The sequence below is a fragment of the Heyndrickxia coagulans 36D1 genome (assembly GCF_000169195.2).
Taxonomy (GTDB): Bacteria; Bacillota; Bacilli; order Bacillales; family Bacillaceae_C; genus Weizmannia; species Weizmannia faecalis.
Map to the genome: position 1 here is coordinate 292466 of NC_016023.1, position 21411 is coordinate 313876.

The window sequence follows — 21411 nt, forward strand, 5'->3', positions numbered from 1 at the left end:
TCACAAATAACTATATGCATTTCCTTATAATACAAGTATAAAGAAACGCTTTGTAACAAATTTGCCTATTCCGGCGTCAAATTCAGCTAAAAATAGAGAAAATGATATTTTTTTGTTGCGCTTTCATTTATAATGAGGTTAGAAATCAATGTTTGCGCTTTCCCGCCTTTTTGCATGGTAAAAGATTCATTTGTATTTTTTTTGTTCAGCTTTGAACAAGATTTTGTAATCGCTTTAACGATTGCTTTTTGAAAACGGGGGCTTTGTGAAATGGAAAACAAACAACAAATTGAAAAAGTAATGGAAATGTTTTCTTCTGCGACCGGGCTCACAGCGGTTTATGTGGATATTGACGGAAAAGAAATTTCTGATGATGATCAATTCCCGCCTGTCTGTCAAATCATCCGGCAAGTTCCGCATCTCCGGAAACACTGCCAAACATGTGCGAAATTCGGCGGTTTTGAAACAATGAAAAACGGGCAACCCTGCATTTACAGGTGCCATGCTGGCCTCGCGGATTTTGCGGTACCGGTAAAAAGCCGGGAAAACACGCTTTATGGTTTTATCATTGGCGGTCAGGTGCGCCTGGAAGACGATGAAACTCAAGTGAAAGATTTTTTGCAGCAACAACCGCTTGATCTGTCTTCCCACCGTGATTTTGCGGCCGCCTATAGCAAACTTCCGGTTTTTTCTTTAGAAAAATTATCTGCTTCTGCCGAAGTGCTGGGTACTTTGTCAGAATACTATTTGTCTTCCGTTTTAAATGAAGAAGCAAAACCGGCGAAGGAATCAACCGCTCAAGTGAAAAAACATGCCAGCTCCAAAAAAGAAATAAAGCAAGCCCTTCAATATATACAGAAACACATTCACCAGCCTGTCACTTTGGAAGAAGTCGCCGGCCATGTGTATTTAAGCCCATACTATTTCAGCAAACTTTTCAAAAAGGAAACCGGCGAAACTTTTGTTTCTTTTGTCAACCGTCAAAAAATGAATCTAGCGAAAGACATGCTTGCCAACGATGACTTGCCGGTTTCTTATATTGCGCACAGCCTGGGTTTTCGGGAGATCAGTTATTTCAGTAAAGTGTTCAAAAGGTATTACCAAACCACCCCGACCAGCTACAGGGCGATGTCCCGTAAAAAAGGATGACCGTGCGCGGCATGAAGGAGAATCCCATTTTTTCGAGATAGGATTTCTATTCTTTTTTTAAAAAAACTGATTGACAAGGCACCCCGTTCCTTATATACTAAATATTGTCCGACAGAGATGAATATGATTCCGTAGCTCAGCTGGGAGAGCGCCACCTTGACAGGGTGGAGGTCGCTGGTTCGAGACCAGTCGGAATCATCCTGCTAGCGTCAATCCGTACGTATCAACGGTTTGGCGCTTTTTTCATGACCGCTGACATAGTCGGTGACTTGTCCGAACGGTTACGGTTACCGTCACCCGGTATGTTACACGCTTCATTTAGGAGGCGTGTTTTTGATGCGTAAAAATAACCGCAAAACAGATGATCGCAAGATGGCAACAAACCTCGATAACCTGTTCGAAATTTTCTACACGATTAAAACTGCGGAAGGCCGCGCGCCTGGCACGTTAAAACAATACCGCGAGAATTACCAATATTTTGCTGTTTTTTTGGACAAACGCGGTATTCCTCGTAACATTACCGATATCACCCGTAATACCATACGCGACTATATCCGTTACATGCAAACGGAAGTCAGTGAACTACCCTCCACTTATCAACCTTACGGTTTGATTGAAGTGGGGGCTTCTCGACTTATCGTTGCTTTTACTAGCCAACGAAAACTGACCGAGCTAACCCTCTTGTTCCAAGAGTTTTGTTACTTATGATAACGCTAATAAGCGTAATCCCTCATTTTTGATATTGATTGCTGAATTGTGATCGCGATCTAATACAAAGCCGCAAGAACATTTATATACACGTTCAGATAATGGCATTTCTTTTTCCTTGCCGCAACATGAACACTTCTTAGTGGAGGGAAACCACTTATCAATTTTCACAAGTTGTTTCCCCTGTTCTTTTAGCTTATACGCTAAGAAAGTATTGAACATCCCCCAGCCGTTATCATGAACGCTTTTCCCAAAGTGAAGGGCTTGAGACATCCCTTTCATGTTCAAGTCCTCAATCACGACAGCATCAAAGTTAGAAGCTAATTCTTTTGACTTATGATGAAGAAAATTCATGCGTTGGTTCGCCACTTTCTCATGTAACTTAGCCACTACTAGTCGTTGCTTGTTCCAACGTGCAGAACCTTTCTTTCTTCGAGAAAGAATTCGTTGTGCTTTTGCTAATTTATCTAAGGCTTGCCGATAGTAACGTGGGTAATTGGCTTTCTTACCCTGTTCACTCTCGACATATAGACCATCCATAGCAAAATCCAAACCAACAACTTTCTGTATTTTAACTGGACGAATATCTTTCTCATATTCTGTCAAAATTGAAATGTAGTACTTGCCTGTCTTTGTTTTAGAAATAGTGCAAGATTTGATTTTATAATCAGCAGGTATCTCTCTATGCTGTTTCATTTTTATTGGCTTTTTGATTTTTGGCAGTTTGATATGACCATTTTCTAGCTTAATATTTCCGTTGACCATATTAGTTGTATAGGATTGTTTTGCTTTACGATTTTTGAACTTTGGAAAATCCGCGTTTCCTTCAAAGAAATTCTTATAAGCAGTCTGTAAGTTCATTTGTGCATTTGCCAAAGCTAAAGAATCCACTTCTTTTAGGAATGGAAATTCACTTTTATATTTTGCAGGAGTCGGAAACTTTTGCTTTTTAAGCAATTCTTTATCATCCTTGAACTTTTCATACGTTTCTTTGCGTTCAGCTAACATCTTATTGTAGACAAAGCGAACACAACCAAATGTCTTAGCTAATAATGCGGATTGTTCTTTGTTTGGTAACAAACGAAACTTGAAAGCTTTGTTTTGCTTGGCCATATCAATTCACCTCACTTTGTGCGGAAAAATTTCGTATATATTGATTATACTGTAAAAAATCCGTACAATCAATATGAGGTGATAATCATGAGAGAAGAGAAAGAACGTGTAGAAATTCGTATGCCTAAGACGATATTAGAAAAATTGGAGCAATATCAAAAAGAAAATGGGATTCCAACTAGAACAGGCGCAATCTTAGAATTGTTGAGAAAAGGATTGGAAAAATAACTTTGGCTAAAGCCAACCGAAATTCATCTCCCACCTACTCATTGGTGCTATTCGCACCTTCACATTCCTTGAGGATGGGAGACTTCTTTCGGAAAGCCGTTAAAATTAAATACGAAGGCCACCGGTTCAAGACGGAAGCACAACAAACAGCAGGGCTTTCGCCTAGCTCGATAAACACACGGTTGAAAACGCTTCGAGTGTTCTTCCGCTGCCTTGTCAGCGAAGGTTTACTCGACACCAACCCGACCCACGGCGTTACTAACGTACCGGAGCCGCAGGAAAAAATCACAATCTTAACACCGGAAGAAATGAAGCGTTTGACGTTCCGAATAAAAGGAGATTCACAGACTTCCGCGACTATGTACTGGGTCTGTCCCAATTGCAAAATCTGTGCACCCGGCTGCTGCAGCGGCTGCGGAACCGCTGGATGATCCTCCGGGAATACGATCTTTCAGAACAGGATTGGCCGGAGTGCCTTAGTGAACATTTTCTCCCTTTCAAAACGGCTTTTTTCATTTTGTTATTCATTTTGTAAAATGGATTGTATTTCGTTCGCAGTTTCAGTATATTAATACATATAGATACTTATAGATAAGGATTTGCTTACATTTTGAAATAAAGGAGAGGGGTCTATGCCCAGGCAATATGATGGTGCTGCCGTTCAGCTGGATGAAATTGACCGCCAAATCATCCAGCTTTTAAACGGAAATGGCAGAATTTCGTTTACAGATTTGGCAAAAGAAGTCAAACTTTCCCGTGTGGCTGTACAATCACGCGTCCATTCCCTCGTTGAAAATGGTGTGATTAAATGTTTTACCGCTGTCGTGAACCCTGAAAAAATCGGCCTTCACCAGTCCGCTTTTTTTAATGTTGAAGTAGAGCCGAAACATTTACAGGAAGTGGCCGAAACATTGGCCAAAGATCCGGCGGTTTCAAGCCTTTATCATATGTCAGGCCCCAGCAAACTTCATATGCACGGCTTATTTAAAGACAACGAGGAAATGGAACTGTTTCTTAAAGAACGGTTATATCCGCTGCCCGGCATTATGAGCGTCGATTGCCAGATTTTACTCAAACGTTATAAAAGCCGGATAGGAATGAAACTGTAAGGGGGTTGCACTATGGAAAAACAGCAAAATGCTTATGCCCAGCTTGCCATGGCGATGCTTAGGACCGGCATTCTCGGCTATGGCGGCGGCCCGTCTGTCATGCCGCTTTTCCGGTATGAGGCGGTGACAAGGTACAAATGGCTGGATGACGACGAATTCGGGGAAACATTGGCAATCGCAAACGCGCTCCCCGGCCCGATTGCAACAAAAATGGCCGCTTACCTCGGTTACAAGTTGAAAAAGACAACCGGCGCCGTGTTCGCCATTTTATTCCATATTCTTCCGAGCAGCATCGCCATGATTGCGTTGCTGTCGCTTGTATCGGTATTAAGCCATTCAAAGATTGTGGCCGGAATGATCGCAGGGGTCATGCCGGTTGTTGCCGTTATGCTTGGCCAGATGGCTTACGATTTCGGGGAAAAAACGGTCAAGGGCCTTGGGAAGGTTTTCGGAATCGCGATGTTTGTTATTTCCTTTCTCCTGCTTGAAACGATCCATCTCCATCCGGCTATTGTCATTCTGATTTTTCTTGCGTACGGAAGCATCCACTTTCGACTCGTTGCAAAATGGAGGAGAGATGAAAAAAAGAAGAAAAGGGATGAAGCGGGATGATCTGGTTCCAATTGATGCTCGGTTTTTTCATTGCAAATATCCTTGGCTACGGCGGGGGGCCTTCCTCCATTCCATTGATGTACCATGAAATTGTGACGCATTACGGATGGCTGAACGACAGCGAATTTTCCAATATGCTGGCACTCGGCAATGCACTCCCAGGCCCGATCGCGACAAAAATTGCCGCATTCGTCGGCTATGGAGCGGGCGGGTGGACAGGACTGTTAGCGGCTCTTGCCGGAACGATATTGCCGTCTGCCGTTGCATTGATTGTGTTGCTGAAAGTATTGCACAAATACCGCCAGTCTCCGGTTGTGAAAGGGATGTCTCTGCTTGTGCAGCCGGTCATTACCATCATGATGGTTGTGCTGACATGGCAGATGGCAAAAAGTTCCTTCGGCCAGATCGGCATCTGGCAGTCGCTTGGCATCGCCGTCGTCGCTTTCTGGGCCATGCATATCCGGAAGATCCACCCCGCCCTTGTGATTTGCGCGGCATTTCTCTATGGTGGCATCGTGCTTCAGCATATTGTGTAACGGGATAAGGAGAAGATGCGCCAAAAAAACCAGGATGCCTGATGAAGCAGGCATCCTGGTTTTTACTTTGTTTCAGTTTTCTGATCGTTTAGCGTTTGGGCGAGTTCAATAAAGAAGTCAAGTGCTTCTGGATTGGCCATTGAACCCCTGTTCACCACTTTATCGACCGGGAAGCCGAGCAAAATTTTACGGATCGGGACTTCCAGTTTCTTTCCGCTCAATGTTTTTGGGATTTGTTCAACTTCATAAATTTCATCCGGGACAAAGCGTGGCGAAACTTTCGCCCGGATTTCGGTTTTGATGCGGTTTTTTAACGTATCATCCAAATGCCGGCCCTGCTTCAGGACGACAAATAGCGGCATGAACGATTGCCTGCCGAGATGTTCAAGGTCGATGACAAGGCTCTCGATAATTTCATCAATGCCTTCGACCGCCCGGTAAATTTCGCTCGTGCCCATGCGAACGCCTTGGCGGTTAATTGTGGAATCGGAGCGGCCGTAAATGACACAGCTGCCTTTTTCGTCGATTTTGATCCAGTCCCCGTGCCGCCATACCCCAGGATAGACATCAAAATAACTTTCAAAGTAACGTTTGTTGCCTTCATCCCCCCAAAAATACAGCGGCATTGACGGCATCGGATCGCAAATTACCAGTTCCCCGACTTCATTCACAACCGGTTTGCCTTCCTCGTCAAATGCCTGAATATTTGCACCCAGCCCGCGCGTCTGAATTTCGCCGGCATGAACCGGCAAAACAGGCGAGCCGCCGACAAATGCGGTGCAAAGGTCCGTCCCCCCGCTTGTCGAAACGACCCATAAATCCTCTTTGACATTTTCATAACACCAAATGAAACCTTCCGCCGTAAGCGGGGATCCCGTTGACAAAATTGCCTTGAGATGGGATAAATCGTGTTTTTCCTTCGGCTTGATGCCGGATTTCATGCACACACTAATGTACCCGGCACTTGTACCGAAGTGGGTCATGCCGGTTTTTTCAGCCAAGTCCCATAATGCATCCATAGTTGGGTATGCCGGGCTGCCATCGTACAGGACAACCGTAACCCCGGCCAGCAAGTTGCCGATTACAAGATTCCACATCATCCAGCCGGTTGTGGTGAACCAAAAATACACATCATCCGGCTCCACCCCTTGTTCGACTTTTAAAATTTTCAAGTGTTCCAAAAGGATGCCGCCCTGTCCCTGGACGATCGGTTTCGGCAGGCCGGTTGTGCCGGATGAAAATAAAATCCACAGCGGGTGATCAAACGGTACAGGTTCAAACGCGAGTTTAGCTTCTTCTTTCAGCACTTCCTTAAAGGAGACCGTGCTGCTGTCCGGTTTTATCTCTCCAAAATCCATATAAGGCACCACGATCGTTTTCTTTAACGTTGGAAGTGACGCCTGCAGTTCCGTGATGTTTTTTCGTTTTTCAAAAATCCTGCCGTTATAGGAATAGCCGTCAACCGCAAATAAAACAGCCGGTTCGATTTGTTTAAACCGCTCAATGACGCTCTCATTGCCAAAGTCCGGGGAACACGATGACCAGACCGCGCCAATGGAGGCACATGCTAGGAAAGCGATCACCGTTTCCGGCATACTTGGCATATATGCCACCACCCGGTCTCCTTTTTGGACGCCAAGTTTTTTCAGGTACTGCGCCGTCTTTGCTGTTTTTTCCTTCAGTTCCTGCCAGCTGACTTCCCTTTGGCGGACGGTTTCCGATTGGAAAATGAGCGCAGGCTTATGCTTTCTGCTGTTTCGGAAAACGTGCTCGGCGTAGTTGAGCGTAGACCCGGTGAACCATTCGGCGCCAGGCATTGTCCTCGATTTCAAGACTTGTTCATACGGCGTATGGGATATGACACCACAGTATTCCCAAATGCTTTTCCAAAACGGTTCCAGCTGATCCACGGACCATTTCCAAAGATCCTGGTGGTGCTGAAATGTTAAACCGTATTCTTTTTCCAACCATTTACGGTAACGGGTAACCCCTGCTTTTTCAATCCGCTCCCTTGACGGCTGCCATAATAATGCCCCTTCTGTGACCGTCTTCACTCGAGTTCCTCCCCATCTGCGTGATGTATTTTGTAAGCGTTATCTTTTACTATTTTACCAAGACATGAAATATTTCGTCAACGAATGAAAAGGCGTTTCATGGAAAATGGGGGAAGGCCCTGCACGCTTCTTGCCTCTTCTTGGATCATACAAAATGTCAAATAGCAGCTATGTTCTTGGCGCTTTTTTCGTCCCGTTATGTTTCTCCAGTTCCGTTGCAGAACCATCATTTGGGCAGGCGGCCGTATAAAACTTTCCCGGATACATATGCTATTGGCTGTACGAGGAGGTGATTTTGTGGGAAACCAGAAGAATAACAACCAAAAGAACAACAGCCAGCAAAACAAAAATAATATTGCGGAAGATGTAAAAAATACGGCAGGTGCCGCTTTTCATGCTGTCCATAAAGGGCTGGAAACGACAGAAGATGTGGCGATGAACGCTATGGATGCGACTTCAAATGCAGTCAACAATGTGACGGGCGGATCGCAAAACAATAAAAAATAAAAAGTGCCGGGAAATGGGCGCTTTTTGCAAATGTAAAAGGCCGGGATACCCCCGGCCTTTTACATTCTGCTCGCCACTTCTTTTACAATATCTTCAGCAGACATGCCTTTTGCATCAATGACAGGCGCCTTTGTCATCGTGTCATTGATCCCCATTGCGTTCATCTCGCTGCCGGTTACAACACAGCAGTCACAACCTTGTACATCTTGTTCGTTCTTAATGGTTTTCACTTCATATCCTTTATCGCGCAGCGCTTCCTGGACATTTGTCAAAGCCTCTTCTACACCGATTATTACAGCCATGGTTAACACCTCCCTCTTTTTATCGTACCCATCTGATTTTAGAAAAAACATGTTTTTTCCCCGGCCGCAGACGGATGCTTTTTATTTTTTAGTGGTGCTGAGAATCCGGTTGATTTCTGTATCATGTCTCCCGGTTTTACTGAAATAGCCGATATCTTTTTGGCACACGTCAATTCCCGTGCGGCGGCAGCAAAAATATTTTTGTGTTCTTCCGCTTTTCATTTGTATATTTAAAAATCCTCTCCGCATTTTTGAATACATTCATCATGCCCCGTATTGAAAAGCCGCACAGTTTTGCCTACTGTGCGGCTTTTTTGGCGTGCGCCTTTACTTGCCGAGCAATTCGTCCGAAAGTCGGATAAATTCGCGGGCATCTTCTGCCATAAGGTTAATGCCGGCTGCCCAGAAGTCCGGTTTTGTCAGATCAACGCCAAGATGTTTTTTGGCAAGATCTTCCACCTTCATCCGGCCGGTATCGCGCAAAAGGGCAATATATTTGTCTTCAAAGCCATCTGGATTCTTCAAAAATTCGGTGTAAATGCCAAGGCTGAATAAATAACCGAATGTGTATGGAAAATTGTAGAACGGCACATCGTCAATAAAGAAGTGGAGCTTGCTACACCAGAAATGCGGATGATAGCCGGACAAGCTGTCAGCATATGCTTCTTTTTGCGCCTTTTCCATCAGTTCATTGAGCCTTTGTTCGGACACAATGCCTTTTGAACGCTCTTCGTAAAAACTTTTTTCAAACAGGAATCGGGCATGGATGTTTAAAAACATAGCCGTTGCATTTTCAAGCTTTGCATTTAATAAAGAAACCTTTTCTTCCTTTGACTTTGCATTGGCAACAGTCGCATTGCCGATGATCGTTTCTGCAAAGGTGCTCGCTGTTTCGGCCACGTTCATCGCATATTCGCGGTTCAAACGCGGCAAATCGCGCATGACATGGCTGTGAAATGCGTGGCCGAGTTCGTGCGCCAACGTGCTTGCATCGTTTGTGGAGCCGGTAAATGTCATAAAAATCCGCGACTCTTCAAACTCCGGCAGACTGGTACAATAGCCGCCCGGGCGTTTATTCGGCCGGTCTTCCGCCTCTACCCAGCGGTTTTCAAGGGCGTGTTTCGCAAATGCAGACAGTTTCGGCCCGAAAGAAGCAAAATGTTGGATGACAAAATCGCACGCTTCATCATATGTAAATCGCGCCGGTTTCATATCGCCGAGTGCAACCGGCGCATCAACATCCTGCCAGCCGAGTTTTTCCATCCCGAAAATTTTTGCTTTTTGATTGAGAAAGTCGACAAACGGCTGCTTATTTTCAGAAACGGCTTTCCACATCGCTTGAAGCGTGTCTTCAGACATCCGGTTGTATTCAAGCGGCTCTTCCAGAAAAGACTTCCTGCCATGGGCTTTTTGCAGCGTAATTCGGTAACCATCCAAATGGTTGAGCGTGTCGGCAAAAACCGGCGCATATTTTTCCCATGCCGCTTCCCAGTTTTCAAACAGCTGTTTGCGCACTTCCGGATCCGGGTCGGCATACATCCGGTTCATCGCCTGGCCGACGGATAAGGATACCGTCTTGCCTTCTTTGTCCGTAAACGGGATGGTCATAGTCGAAACGGCTGTGTCATACAGTCTGCTCCAGCCGGCCAGCCCGTCCTGGTTGAGGTCGGCAATCAGCTTTTCCTCTTCTTCCGACAAGAGCCGTTTTCCTTCATCGCGCGTTTCATTGAGGGCAAAGGAGACTTCGCTCAATTCCTTGTCCTGTAAAAACTTTTTCCAGTCTTCGTCCGGGATGGCCACCAGTTTTTTCTGGAAAGTGGTCCCGAGCTTTTGCATCTCGCTGTACAAATCCATAATTTGTCCCATCACGACATTTGCATAGTCATCATCCATGTAGGCATCATGCCACATTTGCACAAATGTCGCAGACTGGCTGAGCCCTTTTTCGATCTCTTCCTGTTTTTTCAGGATGGCCTTAAACGGCTCCGGAGACGGGTCTTTTGAAAATGCCCATCCGTCGAGCCGGCTTTTGTATTGCCCGATTTCTTCTTTCAGCCCGCGCAATTTTTCCTGCAGTTCCGGCGATTTTGTGCCGCCCGGAATCACGGCATCCAGATCCCAAGTATTCTTATATTTCATATTTGCAACTCCTTTCTTTCTTCCATTTTACAGGGTGCCGCCCAAAATACCAATATATTTACAATCTCGGTAAAAAATTTCAGGACCGAATCCTTTCCAGGGAAATGTTTCGCCTTTTAAAAATCAGGATTAGAATTAAACATGTTAACTGCTCCGCTTCCTGATGTATCCCCTTTTTCATCCAGCCGGGGGCGAATCCTTTCCGGGAAGTGTTTCGCCTTTTAAAAATCGGAATTGAGATTAAACATGATAACTGTCCCGTTTCCTGATGTCTCCCCTTTTTCATCCAGCCGGAGCCGAATCCTTTTCGGGGAAATGTTTCGCCTTTTAAAAACCGGGATTGAAATTAAACGTGTTAACTACTCCGCTTCCCCTCCCCTTTTTCACCCGGCAGTTTTTTGCCGGTTGTCGTTAATGGGACTTACTGAGCACCATTGCGTGCGCCATCACACCAGTTTTATAACCGGTCCGTTCCGTATTTTTTACGGCTGGTGTTTAGGATGAAGAAGAGAAGCTTTCTTGATTCGTAAATGTTAATTTTTTCCCTCTGAATCGAAAGAAAAACACCACCCCGAGCACGATCTCCAGTAAAGCAGCAAGTGGCGTTACAGACCTCAATCCAAGATACTGAATGATAACCCCTGTCAGAAAAGCACCAAATTGCATGGAGACCATGCTGCAAGTATTCCAAAGCCCGAAAACTCTCCCTCTAAGATTGCTTTCAACATGTGTTTGCATCACATGCCGTTCGAACGGGACAACGAATCCACCGACAAGTGCATAGAAGACCATAATGACAATGCCTTCAAACAAATTATTGGAAAGCCCAAACACAGCCCAGCTTACTCCCATTAAGATATAGCTATAGCCATACCGGTGAATATTTTTGAAAAAAATTTTATTATTGGCAATCCAAAGACCCAGAATGACAGAAGTCAAACCTTCGGCAACGTATAACATGCTAATGCCAATAGGGGGAACATGATAAATATGGTTTACCATTTGTTGAATCATCAGGTTAAAAGACCCGATAACTAAGCCACCTGTTAAGGCAAAAAGCAATACATATCTGATGTAAATTTGTTTTTTTACTACGGATAAGCCAATTTTTAGTTCACCGAGAAAGTTTCTTTCCTGTGGCTTTATTTTGGAATTTTGTAAATTCAATGTCCACATGGTGATGCCGGCGTAAATAAAAGATAAAGATGTTAAGATCCAGAAGACATTTAGATTGAGCAATGTTACCAAAACCCCGCCGGAAGCTGCACCGATTAAGCGAATCAAACTGGTCAAAGAAAAATTCAATGAATTCGCGATGATCAAGTCTTCTTCTTTCATGATTTCCGGAATAATGGTTTGTCTCGCAACGGCAGTCAAAGATGAGAGAACGCCGATAAAAAACCTGATCACAAAGAAAAAAATCCAAGCTGCCCAACCGTCGAACACGGGCACAAGTATAAAAAGGGCATATAGCGGAGATTTCAGCAGTTCAGATACTACAATGATTTTCTTGGTATCCATTCTGTCGATGAGCCCGCCTAATAGAAAACTCATCGCGATCGGCACTAAACCGCTTATAGCCCACAGCGTCCCTAACTGCAATCCATTATCCGTTATTTTCCCTAAAAGGACGAGCATTGAAATAAAGGAACCCCAGGTTGTTAACCCTGTAACGGTAGTCGTTGCCAATAACTTTCTATAGTCGGGCGAATGCTTTAACACTCGTATAACATCATTGTTTTTTTTCATCGCATGATCAAGTCCGAACTATTTTTATATTTCATTCAATTGCAACTCCTTTTTTCCATTTTACAAGGCTGGGGAAAATTTTTCAATATTAGAACAGCCGTTTTCAGCGGGTTTCGGGGAAATGTTTTATATTTTCAAAACGTCAAGTGTCCTGCCTGCTATTTTGGGCCGGGCCCGTTTCCGGGGTATTTTACATACTTAGGGCTTGCTTTTAACGAATCCGATTCTAAGTTTGTACCCAATTTGTCAGTAAGCTCTGTCTTAAAATATAGAAGGATCCATCTTTGAAAATGCGATTCTCTTCTCTATACATTAAATCTGCTTTCAAGCGCAAGTTTTTCTTTGGATTTTTATAACATTCTTGCATTCAATTTATGCCAAAGCTGTCAGCATCCTTGCCAAATCTAGAAATTTTGGTTATTTTAGCAAGCCCTATGTTAAGGAAGCGGGGAAAAATGAAAGCCTTCCTTCACATTAGGGCGTCTACGGTAAGGAAGCAAGCAAAATTGACGGCCTTCCTTAATTTAGAGCTCGCCTATGTTAAGAAAGCAGGAAAAAACGAAGACCTTCCTTAACTTAGAGCCCGTCTACGTTAAGAAAGCACGGAAAATTGAAGGTCTTCCTTCACATAGAGGGCGTCTACGTTAAGGAAGCAAGCAAAATTGACGGCCTTCCTTAACTTAGAGCTCGCCTATGTTAAGAAAGCAGGAAAAACGAAGACCTTCCTTAACTTAGGGCCCGTCTACGTTAAGGAAGCACGAAAAATTGAAGGCCTTCCTTAACTTAGAGCTTGCCTATGTTAAGAAAGCAGGAAAAAACGAAGACCTTCCTTAACTTAGAGCTCGTCTATGTTAAGGAAGCAGGGAAAATTGACGGCCTTCCTTAACTTAGAGCTCACCTATGTTAAGGAAGCATGCAAAAATGTGGCCCTTCCTTCACATAGAGCCCGTCTACGTTAAGAAAGCACGAAAAAACGAGGCTCTTTCTTCACATAGAGGGCGTCTACGTTAAGGAAGCATGAAAAAACGAAGGCCTTTCTTCACATAGGGCTCGTCTACGTTAAGAAAGCACGAAAAATTGACGGCCTTACTTCACATAGAACCCGTCTATGTTAAGAAAGCGCGGAAAAACGAAGGCCTTCCTTAACTTAGGGCCCGTCTATGTTAAAAAAGCACGAAAAAACGAAGACCTTCCTTCACTTAGAGCACTTCTACGTTAAGAAAGCACGAAAAATTGACGGCCTTACTTCACATAGAGGGCGTCTATGTTAAGGAAGCATGAAAAAACGAGGCTCTTTCTTCACATAGAGGGCGTCTACGTTAAGGAAGCATGAAAAAACGTGGCCCTTCCTTCACATAGAGCCCGTCTACGTTAAGAAAGCACGAAAAATTGAAGGCCTTCCTTAACTTAGAGCTCGTCTATGTTAAGAAAGCACGAAAAATTGAAGGCCTTCCTTAACTTAGAGCCCGTCTATGTTAAGGAAGCACGGAAAAATGACGGCCTTCCTTAACGTAGAGGGCGTCTACGTTAAGAAACCTCAGCAAGCCCTACTTAAAAAGCGCGGCTGATGTCAACCGCGCCCTTTGTTTAATGCATCCAGGCAAGAGAACCCATTGGATCCCAAGGTTTCAGGACAATCGGATCTTGTTCCCATGCTTTTTGCAAATCCTCTGGCAAATATTTTTTGTCAATGACGATTTGGTACGTATATTCATCCATCCAGGCGTCACTCATGACAAAATAACCGTCTTTGCCCACTTTTTCACCCCAACTGTTTTCCACTTTCCATCTGTCCGGTTTGCCGTCAACGAGGTTGACACCGGTCAATACCATTGCGTGCGTCATTATGCTGTCTTTATAATCGAGCCGTTCCGCTTTCGTCATGCCGAACGAAAATCCGAAAGCTTTTTCCAAATCGAAGAGGCTGGTATCCATGATGCCTTCATTCCGGTCTGAGGATGCGGCAACATCACAGCCGAACCAGACGCTGCGGTTATCCTTCAGCTGTTTTACGGCCAGTGATTTGAAGGTTTCAATATCGACATTTAAATATTTGACCGGTTTGCCGCCAACCACATTGCCCAAATACTGCACTGTATACGTTTTGCCGTATGGTTTGTCGCTTGTTGGCGCATTGATAATGCTGATGTATTGGTCGAGATCAAATCCGACGTATTTCTCAAAAAATGCCTGTGGTGTAATGTTTTGCTCGCGATGGAACAGTTTATCGGTATCGCGGAATTCAAAATCAAATGTCTTCGGCGGCTCACCGAGTGCAAAGGCAAGCAATTTGTAAACTTCTGCAAGCATGCCTTCTTTCGCCTGTCGCAATTCTTCTTCCGGCTGTCCTGCTGCGTGCATTTTTCTCAGTTTCACCGCATCTTCGCGGAGCTTGGCATTTAAAAGCGAATTGAGTTCGCGCGAGTTGCTGCTGTTATACGTTTCCGGCATAACCTGTTTTGGCACAACGCCGTATTTTTTAATGAGCGCGACGAGCATATCCCACTGCCCACCGTCTTGCTGCGGGGTTTCAAGCAGCCAGGAAATGAGCCTTCCTTCTACAGGTTCGTCTGCGGTTTCAATCATCGTTTCCAGGAAGTAATTGGATTTTTCAAATTTGTCCCAGAAATTCGTATAGTTCTGCGAAAGCTCAAAGTCTTTCAATCTGAATTTGGCATTTAACTTATGCGTAAACGTATTTAAGGCGGCAAACATCCAGCAGCGCCCGCTTTGTTTCTGGTTTGACACTTTCCCTGTTTCAATTTCGTGGGAGAATACGTGATTCATAGAAACCACAGCATCATTGTTGATTGCCGCGGCCTTTATCCCGTTTTTCATCATTGCATTTTGAATCACTTTGTTTTGCGGCAGTTCGCGGATTTGTCGGGAAAACCGCTCCGCCATTTCCCGTGTAATGTCTTTTGCCATTTAAATCTTCCTTTCCAGTAAGTTCTTTTTTATTATACGCCTTTTTCAATCAGATAAGACAATTTTGCGTTTTGGAAAAGCATGCCTTTCTGAAACGGGACACGGTTCAGCGATATTTCCTTTGCATTTTCCGCTGTTCGGTAAGGAAGGGTTTTTCGTCCGTTCATTTCCCAAGTTTTTTTAAATTATGGTATGCTGTTTTACGAGAAAGACTCAAACGGGGTGACGGCAGATGAGTGAAGAAAAGGATTATGAAACAAAAGGTTATGATACAAGTATTGTTTATGATTATAAAGAAATGCCCGACGTCCATCCGGGCCGCTGTGACAATTGTGGTTACAGCCACTTCAAGTCATCGGTCAAACATGGCGTGTTTTTGCGTGAATGCCGGAGATGCGGGATGAAAAAGAGCATTTAACAGGCAAAAGCGGACTTCCTGCAAATGGGAAATCCGCTTTCTTCAATTTAGCATCCGGGGCAGTCGGAATGATTTACGCAAATTCAGCTGCATCAAAATCGCCATTCGCAGAGATAAACCGCTCCCGTCTTCCTATTTCGCAGCATGGCTGTGAGCGTTCTGTTTTCGGAAAATTCACCCAAATTCACGGACGTTTCCGTACGTCTTTAAAGAGTTGCATACACATCCGGATGGGGCCTTAGCACAAGCAGAAGCGCCTGTTCGTTCCGGTGCGTATTTTGTCTTTCAACACGCAATCCTTGCCGCCGAGTCATAAAAAATTTTGGGCAGCCCGGACCTTTATCGCTCATCTATGTAATACGGCTTTATTTGCTGAACCAAATAAAGTAACCGGCAAGCACCACGACGATAAGAAAAAGCACAATGGTACCAAAGACGACTCTTTTTGATTTCAAAAAAAACGCTCCCCTCTGCACGGACTTTCAGTTACATTCAGTATACCCATCAAGGGGAGAATTCAAACTGGCAGGCTTAGCCTTCTTTTGACATTTGCAGCGCCTTCAGAATATTTTTCAACGAATTGCTTTTGCCGTAAAGCAGCACGCCGCCGCGGTAGATGCGCGCACCTGCTATCGCCATGAACACAATCGTGACAACCATGACCGCAACGCCCGAAAGCCCGGCCCACACCGGCAAGTCGAGCATGCCCACCCGCAAAAACATGAGCATCGGTGTAAAAAACGGAATGTACGACAGAACGGTAATATAGCTGGCAGAAGGATTTCCAAGCCCGGCCATCGCAAGGAAGAACCCGATCATGACAAGAAACGTCATCGGCATCATCATCTGCTGGGCATCTTCAATCCGGCTGACAAGCGAGCCGAGAAAAGCTGCCAAAGTGGCATACAGCAAATATCCGAGCAGGAAAAACACCACAGCGTACACAATCGTTGACATCTTTATATCCGAAAATCCAAATACAGAAAAAAAGCCGCCCGTCAAGTGATTGATATTTTGTTTGATGGTCGCGTATGCTGCGGCAAGGAGCACCGCCATCTGTGTCAAGCCGAGCAGGGCGCCGCTGATGATTTTCGCAAACATCTGCTGCACTGGCGGGACGCTCGAAATTAAGATTTCCATTACCCGTGAAGCTTTTTCAGTCGCCACTTCCATTCCGACTGCACTGGCGTAAAAAATGACCGCGAAATAAATCGCAAACAGCAAAATATAGACAAGCCCCCTCGCCTGCGCCAGTTCTGCTTCGGATTTTGCATCCCGCTCCAGATTGATGCTCTTAAAGGATGCGGGGCTGTTTAAAAGTGAGAGCTCTGCAGAAGAAAGCTTCAGTTTTCCTGCCGCCATATTGCTTTTTACAGCCTGCAGCGCCTGCTCCAAACTGTCCGTAGTCCCGGTATCGGCAAGATTCGGGGCTTTATAGACTGCTTTCGGCATGCCAGCTGCGTCAAGCGATAAAACAACATACCCTTCATATTTTTCCTTTAATACTTCTTTCCGCAACGCACTTTCGCTTTTTTCGGCCTGCACAAGCCGGATATCTTTATCAACGGTTTTTAATTGCTGCTTAAGCGGCCCGTACAGCGTGTTCGTCTCATCCAAAACCGCAACCTTTTTCTGCTTGCTGCCGGCAAACATATCGATCATCCGGTTTATGTTTCCCATCAGCAGGACAGCAACAAGCAAAATAGCCGTCGTGATCACAAAGGATTTTGTTTTTAGTTTTGACATGTAGGCATGACCGATTAAAATGCCGAACCTATTCATAGGAAGCCCCCACCTTTTCTATGAAAATATCGTTTAGAGATGGTTCTTCAAGCGCAAACTTGCGGATGAAACCTTTTCCGTTGATTTCATCTAAAATTTTTTGCGCCGCTTCCATCCGGTCAATTTGCAGCTCTGCCCCGAGCGCCGTTTTCTTAAATCGGACGACCCCCGGGAAGGCACGTAAAAATGCCAGATCAAAATCAGCATGGATCACGACATTTTGTTTCCCAAATGCACGTTTGACCGCTCTCAGTTCACCATGCACAACCGGGCTGCCATGATGCATAATGCACAAATGCTCACAAAGTTCTTCAACATGTTCCATCCGGTGGCTTGAAAACACAATGGTCGCGCCCTGATCCCGCAGTTCTGCGACCGCTGTTTTTAACGTTTCCACATTGACCGGGTCAAGGCCGCTGAAGGGCTCATCTAAAATCAGCAGCTTCGGCTTATGTAGAACAGCAGCGATAAACTGGATCTTCTGCTGGTTTCCTTTTGACAGTTCTTCCACCCGTTTATCCAAATATTCTTCGACATGAAAACGGCCAAGCCAGTATTTTAGTTCTTTCACCGCATCCTGCTTGCCCATCCCGCGCAGCCGTGCAAGATAAACAAGCTGGTCTTTTACTTTTAATTTTGGATACAGCCCGCGTTCTTCCGGCAGATACCCGATTTCTGGGCTCAATGTGTAATCCATTTTGCGCCCGTTCCAGGAGATGTTTCCTTCATTCGGCTTTAATAGACCAAGGATCATCCGGAAAGTCGTCGTTTTTCCTGCTCCGTTTGCCCCTAAAAACCCGAACAGCTCCTTTTCCGGGATCATTAACGACAAATCGTTTACCGCTGTAAACGCGCCAAATTTTTTCGTCACATGTTCCAACACCAAGGACATGATTTCCCCTCCTTTGTTCGTACTTACGCAAACCGGCAGGAAAAGTTTCAAAAGTCTGCAGGAAATTTCCCCTGATGATCCATACATTTTAAAAAAGCAGCTTTTTCAATGACTTGTTACTACCCATTTGATGGATGAGTTTTTATAAATTTTCAGTCATATAAAGAAAAATTACCGCTCATCATCATGCAAATTGGTGCCCGGGCTTGATGCAAACTGAAGTTCATTTTATATATAAGTTGAACTAATATTACTACTTCTTTATGTATAGCCAGAAGCAATGTTCAGCTGATTTTGGTGCGAAAAATTTAAGTTCATTTTTATATAGCTGGCTTTGTACATTTGCCAAACAGTGTTTTCAAAAAAAGCAGCGGGTTTTTCTATATTTTCCCGCCGCTTTTTTGAAATTAATAAGCCGTCCACCCAGCATCTGCCGTAATCACGGCACCATTTACGAAGGAAGCATCGTCTGAAGCAAGGAACAGGGCGATAGTCGCAATTTCTTCGGGTTTTCCGCTCCTCGGGTTGATTGCCGACCCGGACATTGCCCGCTCAAGCCCGAAAGCATTTGGCTCGCTCATGGTTGTGCCGATATTCGTTTCCACCCCGCCTGGCGCAATCGCATTGCAGCGGATGCCTTTCAGTACATATTGAAAACCGACGTTTTTTGTCAACCCGATCACCGCATGTTTGGACGCCGTATAAGCGGCGCCAGCCCGCGATCCGTTCAGCCCGCCGACAGAAGCAACATTGACAATGACGCCGTTTCCTTTTTCAATAAAGATCGGGAGTGACTTCCGGATCGTGCGCATCGGCCCGGTTGTGTTGACAGCAAACACTTTTTCCCACAGGGCGTCTGTCAGATCCCCAGCCGGCACCATATTATCCATGATCCCTGCATTATTGACAAGAATATCGAGTGTTCCATACTCTTTCACGGCGGTATCAATCAAATGTTGCACATCTTCTTCGCTCGCCACATTGGCCTGGACTGCCAGAGCTTTGCCTCCTGCAGCTTCTATTTCAGCAACCGTCTGCTGCACACCTTCCAAATTGAGGTCGGATGCCACCACTTTTGCTCCTTCTTTTGCGTAAAGCGCTGCAATCGCCTTGCCCATACCAGAGGCAGCGCCTGTTACAACCGCAACTTTTCCATCCAGTTTTGCCATAATCCCCTCTCCTTTCTGAATGCGCTTTCAAGTATTCGTGAATGCGCTCATAAATATTATATCCTATCACTATTCATCTTCCAAACTTTTTAAAGACGAACCTCAGTTGTAAAAGTTAAATAGAAGTCAAAATTGAAAAATTGCCCCAAACGTCGGGTAATATCGGGTAAGAACCAAGGTGCTTCTCTTGCCTTGCAGAAAGACTAGAAGGCAGCTTCGATTAGTCTTCTTCTGCGACAGAAAAAGTATTATCGAATGAAATGACAGACACTTTTTTCCCCTTTTTTTCATAGATGGTCATAGCACCTTCCCGATCAATTTGCTTCCATCCGCACCACTGGATTTCCTTCCGATAAACATAGGGGAGCCCGTTCACTTCACTTGCTTCCCACCATTTATACATTTCTACGGACTGTTTATCCTTTACAAGCTTTGCGCTTACAGGAATAGGAAAACCAAAAAACTTTGCAGATTGCCGGAAAGCAAAGGCATAGATCCCTGCAGCCAGCAATAGCAGTAAAACAAAAGTTAACACATATTTCCGTTTCTTTATCAAAAAGACTCCCCCCTGTATTAGACGAAAATTCAGAATCATATTTATTATAACTTATTCATTCTTTCCGGTCGAAAAACTCTAGGTTTCAGCTACCTCACCGTATTGTTAGGTTTTCAGATTTATTTTTTGGTAGCGCGGCACGAACAGAACAGGGACCTGGCAAAAGTTTTTGATTCAGTCTTTATGCAGGCTCCAAATAAAACTTCATCGTCTTTATGAAGAAAATATACATAAAAAAACGCCAGCCACTCCCTCGATTTATGCCGATTTAAATCGAAAAATCGGAGAAGCAGCCAGCACTCAGCTAAATTTTGTTTTATAATTTGCCTGTTTCATATGCCTGTTTTCCGAGCAAAATCGCCCCTGTAATGCCGGCGTCGTTGCCAAGGCCCGGGGACGTAATATATTCGGACAGCGGTTCAGGCAGCTTGATATAACCGTTGATCAGCTCGGTCAGTTTTTTGTGTATCAGCGGGAACAATTGCTGTTGGTGCATCACGCCGCCGCCCATGATGATTTTTTTCGGCGACACAATTAGAATGTATTGCATGAGCGCCTGTGCCAGATAATCTGCCTCCATTTCCCAGACTTCCGGACGGTCCGAGAGTTCTTTTCCTTTCTGCCCCCACCGCGCTTCGATTGCCGGCCCGGCTGCGAGTCCTTCGAGGCAGTCATGATGGAAAGGGCATGCCCCTTCAAAATGATCATCCGGGTGGCGGCGCAAAAGAATATGCCCCATTTCCGGGTGCGACCATCCTTCAAGGAGATTGCCTTTTACAACGGCTCCAGCTCCGATACCTGTACCGACCGTGATGTACAGGCAGCTGTCTAGCCCTTTCGCCGCGCCAAGCACCGACTCCCCGAGCGCCGCCCCGTTCACATCTGTCGTAAAACCGGCCGGAACGCCCAATGCTTTCTCTATCGTTTGCTTAATGGGATAATTTTGCCAGGCTGTTTTCGGTGTTGTTGTAATGTATCCATATGTATCACTTTCCGGATTGACGTCAATCGGACCAAATGAGGCAATGCCGATTGCTTTTGTCTCGAACTGTGAAAAAAACGCGATTACATCTTTCACCGTTTCTTCCGGATCGCGCGTCGGGAACTCAACTCTTTCCTGAATTTTTCCTGTTTCATCTCCCGTTGCACAAACAAATTTTGTACCGCCTGCTTCCACTCCGCCAAAAAGCATGGTGATTCCCCCTCAATAAAATTGGTTTGAATGGCCTCTCCGTTCATAATGGAGAGGTAAATATCTCTCATTCTAGTATACCGTTTTCTTCAATTGAGTTAAGTGTTTATATATCGGAACCCGCATAAAATGTGACAAATTTGTTTCTCATTTTTTTCTCATTTTTTCTTCATGACTTTTTAGTGTAAGAGGGTTATATTTTAGGTGTAGCAAGGAAAAAGCAACAAACCCTTAAGTTTCTAGATACCCCCCTTAATGTCTAGAAAAA

General features: G+C 44.8%; 20 protein-coding genes, 1 tRNA gene and 1 pseudogene. 9 read left to right on the plus strand and 13 right to left on the minus strand.

Features of this window, described 5'->3' with window-relative positions; translation table 11 throughout:
* Window positions 1–270: 270 nt before the first annotated feature.
* The 3 genes from BCOA_RS18615 to BCOA_RS34360 all read left to right on the plus strand — a co-directional run bounded on the left by BCOA_RS18615 (window position 271) and on the right by BCOA_RS34360 (window position 1857).
* Entirely contained in the window at window positions 271–1149 is an 879-nt protein-coding gene (locus BCOA_RS18615) for a PocR ligand-binding domain-containing protein (RefSeq protein ID WP_014095672.1), read from the plus strand.
* A 125-nt stretch (window positions 1150–1274) separates the two neighbouring features.
* A tRNA-Val gene (locus BCOA_RS18620) sits at window positions 1275–1347 on the plus strand.
* A 135-nt stretch (window positions 1348–1482) separates the two neighbouring features.
* The gene (locus BCOA_RS34360; protein WP_052301516.1) at window positions 1483–1857 is read left to right on the plus strand and encodes a phage integrase SAM-like domain-containing protein; all 375 of its coding nucleotides are present in this window, start codon (window positions 1483–1485) and stop codon (window positions 1855–1857) included.
* Here BCOA_RS34360 and BCOA_RS18630 read toward each other — a convergent pair.
* A complete protein-coding gene (locus tag BCOA_RS18630; protein WP_014095674.1) occupies window positions 1852–2970 on the minus strand; it encodes an RNA-guided endonuclease InsQ/TnpB family protein in 1119 nt (372 codons plus the stop codon). The two genes, BCOA_RS34360 and BCOA_RS18630, sit on opposite strands and share 6 nt — an antisense overlap.
* An 87-nt stretch (window positions 2971–3057) precedes the next feature.
* Between BCOA_RS18630 and BCOA_RS35220 the strand changes: the two genes are divergently transcribed.
* Window positions 3058–3198 carry a hypothetical protein gene (locus tag BCOA_RS35220; protein ID WP_014095675.1) on the plus strand — a complete coding sequence of 47 codons (141 nt, stop codon included), beginning with the start codon at window positions 3058–3060 and terminating at the stop codon, window positions 3196–3198.
* Window positions 3199–3566: 368 nt separating this feature from the next.
* Here BCOA_RS35220 and BCOA_RS34475 read toward each other — a convergent pair.
* Window positions 3567–3692, minus strand: a pseudogene (locus BCOA_RS34475) (amidase family protein); the annotation flags it as partial.
* A 138-nt stretch (window positions 3693–3830) separates the two neighbouring features.
* Between BCOA_RS34475 and BCOA_RS18635 the strand changes: the two are divergent.
* The 3 genes from BCOA_RS18635 to BCOA_RS18645 are packed head-to-tail and all read left to right on the plus strand — an operon-like array spanning window position 3831 to window position 5455.
* A complete protein-coding gene (locus tag BCOA_RS18635; RefSeq protein ID WP_014095677.1) occupies window positions 3831–4307 on the plus strand; it encodes an Lrp/AsnC family transcriptional regulator in 477 nt (158 codons plus the stop codon).
* 12 nt (window positions 4308–4319) lie between these two features.
* Window positions 4320–4919: a chromate transporter gene (locus BCOA_RS18640; RefSeq protein ID WP_014095678.1), complete on the plus strand. Its 600-nt coding sequence runs from the start codon at window positions 4320–4322 to the stop codon at window positions 4917–4919.
* Window positions 4916–5455: a chromate transporter gene (locus BCOA_RS18645; protein ID WP_014095679.1), complete on the plus strand. Its 540-nt coding sequence runs from the start codon at window positions 4916–4918 to the stop codon at window positions 5453–5455. The genes BCOA_RS18640 and BCOA_RS18645 overlap by 4 nt, the downstream gene beginning before the upstream one ends.
* Before the next feature lie 62 nt (window positions 5456–5517).
* Here the strand turns inward: BCOA_RS18645 and BCOA_RS18650 are convergent, their stop codons facing one another.
* Window positions 5518–7509 (minus strand): acetoacetate--CoA ligase, encoded by a 1992-nt coding sequence (locus BCOA_RS18650; protein WP_014095680.1) that lies wholly within the window; start codon window positions 7507–7509, stop codon window positions 5518–5520.
* A 297-nt stretch (window positions 7510–7806) separates the two neighbouring features.
* Here BCOA_RS18650 and BCOA_RS18655 point away from each other — a divergent pair, with 297 nt between their 5' ends.
* Complete coding sequence (locus BCOA_RS18655; RefSeq protein ID WP_014095681.1) at window positions 7807–8016, plus strand: hypothetical protein; 210 nt, start codon at window positions 7807–7809, stop codon at window positions 8014–8016.
* A gap of 59 nt (window positions 8017–8075) precedes the next feature.
* Here the strand turns inward: BCOA_RS18655 and BCOA_RS18660 are convergent, their stop codons facing one another.
* From BCOA_RS18660 to BCOA_RS18680, 4 genes are all read right to left on the minus strand, one after another.
* Window positions 8076–8318 carry a YkuS family protein gene (locus BCOA_RS18660; protein ID WP_014095682.1) on the minus strand — a complete coding sequence of 81 codons (243 nt, stop codon included), beginning with the start codon at window positions 8316–8318 and terminating at the stop codon, window positions 8076–8078.
* 327 nt (window positions 8319–8645) lie between these two features.
* Complete coding sequence (locus BCOA_RS18670) at window positions 8646–10457, minus strand: M3 family oligoendopeptidase (protein WP_014095683.1); 1812 nt, start codon at window positions 10455–10457, stop codon at window positions 8646–8648.
* A gap of 495 nt (window positions 10458–10952) precedes the next feature.
* Complete coding sequence (locus tag BCOA_RS18675; protein WP_258435209.1) at window positions 10953–12179, minus strand: MFS transporter; 1227 nt, start codon at window positions 12177–12179, stop codon at window positions 10953–10955.
* 1614 nt (window positions 12180–13793) lie between these two features.
* Window positions 13794–15134 (minus strand): C1 family peptidase, encoded by a 1341-nt coding sequence (locus tag BCOA_RS18680; protein ID WP_014095685.1) that lies wholly within the window; start codon window positions 15132–15134, stop codon window positions 13794–13796.
* A 232-nt stretch (window positions 15135–15366) separates the two neighbouring features.
* Between BCOA_RS18680 and BCOA_RS18685 the strand changes: the two genes are divergently transcribed.
* A complete protein-coding gene (locus tag BCOA_RS18685) occupies window positions 15367–15552 on the plus strand; it encodes a hypothetical protein (RefSeq protein WP_013858831.1) in 186 nt (61 codons plus the stop codon).
* 365 nt (window positions 15553–15917) lie between these two features.
* On the opposite strand, the gene BCOA_RS35660 is transcribed toward BCOA_RS18685, so the two are convergent.
* From BCOA_RS35660 to BCOA_RS18710, 6 genes are all read right to left on the minus strand, one after another.
* Window positions 15918–16007, minus strand: a complete 90-nt coding sequence (locus BCOA_RS35660; protein WP_017554202.1) for an archaellin/type IV pilin N-terminal domain-containing protein — start codon at window positions 16005–16007, stop codon at window positions 15918–15920.
* Window positions 16008–16083: 76 nt separating this feature from the next.
* Window positions 16084–17334 carry an ABC transporter permease gene (locus BCOA_RS18690; RefSeq protein ID WP_014095686.1) on the minus strand — a complete coding sequence of 417 codons (1251 nt, stop codon included), beginning with the start codon at window positions 17332–17334 and terminating at the stop codon, window positions 16084–16086.
* Window positions 17327–18226 (minus strand): ABC transporter ATP-binding protein, encoded by a 900-nt coding sequence (locus tag BCOA_RS18695; protein WP_014095687.1) that lies wholly within the window; start codon window positions 18224–18226, stop codon window positions 17327–17329. Before BCOA_RS18695 ends, BCOA_RS18690 begins: the two co-directional genes overlap by 8 nt.
* A gap of 407 nt (window positions 18227–18633) precedes the next feature.
* On the minus strand, window positions 18634–19395 hold the full coding sequence (locus BCOA_RS18700) for an SDR family oxidoreductase (protein WP_014095688.1): 762 nt from the start codon (window positions 19393–19395) through the stop codon (window positions 18634–18636).
* 220 nt (window positions 19396–19615) lie between these two features.
* Window positions 19616–19951, minus strand: a complete 336-nt coding sequence (locus BCOA_RS18705) for a hypothetical protein (RefSeq protein WP_014095689.1) — start codon at window positions 19949–19951, stop codon at window positions 19616–19618.
* Window positions 19952–20267: 316 nt separating this feature from the next.
* Window positions 20268–21143 (minus strand): ROK family protein, encoded by an 876-nt coding sequence (locus BCOA_RS18710; protein ID WP_014095690.1) that lies wholly within the window; start codon window positions 21141–21143, stop codon window positions 20268–20270.
* Window positions 21144–21411: the final 268 nt, after the last annotated feature.

Coding starts and splice junctions, on each gene's coding strand:
- BCOA_RS18615 (WP_014095672.1), top strand. CDS start 271: ATGGAAAACAAACAACAAATTGAAAAAGTAATGGAAATGTTTTCTTCT.
- BCOA_RS18630 (WP_014095674.1), bottom strand. CDS start 2,970: ATGGCCAAGCAAAACAAAGCTTTCAAGTTTCGTTTGTTACCAAACAAA.
- BCOA_RS35220 (WP_014095675.1), top strand. CDS start 3,058: ATGAGAGAAGAGAAAGAACGTGTAGAAATTCGTATGCCTAAGACGATA.
- BCOA_RS18635 (WP_014095677.1), top strand. CDS start 3,831: ATGCCCAGGCAATATGATGGTGCTGCCGTTCAGCTGGATGAAATTGAC.
- BCOA_RS18640 (WP_014095678.1), top strand. CDS start 4,320: ATGGAAAAACAGCAAAATGCTTATGCCCAGCTTGCCATGGCGATGCTT.
- BCOA_RS18645 (WP_014095679.1), top strand. CDS start 4,916: ATGATCTGGTTCCAATTGATGCTCGGTTTTTTCATTGCAAATATCCTT.
- BCOA_RS18660 (WP_014095682.1), bottom strand. CDS start 8,318: ATGGCTGTAATAATCGGTGTAGAAGAGGCTTTGACAAATGTCCAGGAA.
- BCOA_RS18670 (WP_014095683.1), bottom strand. CDS start 10,457: ATGAAATATAAGAATACTTGGGATCTGGATGCCGTGATTCCGGGCGGC.
- BCOA_RS18680 (WP_014095685.1), bottom strand. CDS start 15,134: ATGGCAAAAGACATTACACGGGAAATGGCGGAGCGGTTTTCCCGACAA.
- BCOA_RS18685 (WP_013858831.1), top strand. CDS start 15,367: ATGAGTGAAGAAAAGGATTATGAAACAAAAGGTTATGATACAAGTATT.
- BCOA_RS18690 (WP_014095686.1), bottom strand. CDS start 17,334: ATGAATAGGTTCGGCATTTTAATCGGTCATGCCTACATGTCAAAACTA.
- BCOA_RS18695 (WP_014095687.1), bottom strand. CDS start 18,226: ATGTCCTTGGTGTTGGAACATGTGACGAAAAAATTTGGCGCGTTTACA.
- BCOA_RS18700 (WP_014095688.1), bottom strand. CDS start 19,395: ATGGCAAAACTGGATGGAAAAGTTGCGGTTGTAACAGGCGCTGCCTCT.
- BCOA_RS18710 (WP_014095690.1), bottom strand. CDS start 21,143: ATGCTTTTTGGCGGAGTGGAAGCAGGCGGTACAAAATTTGTTTGTGCA.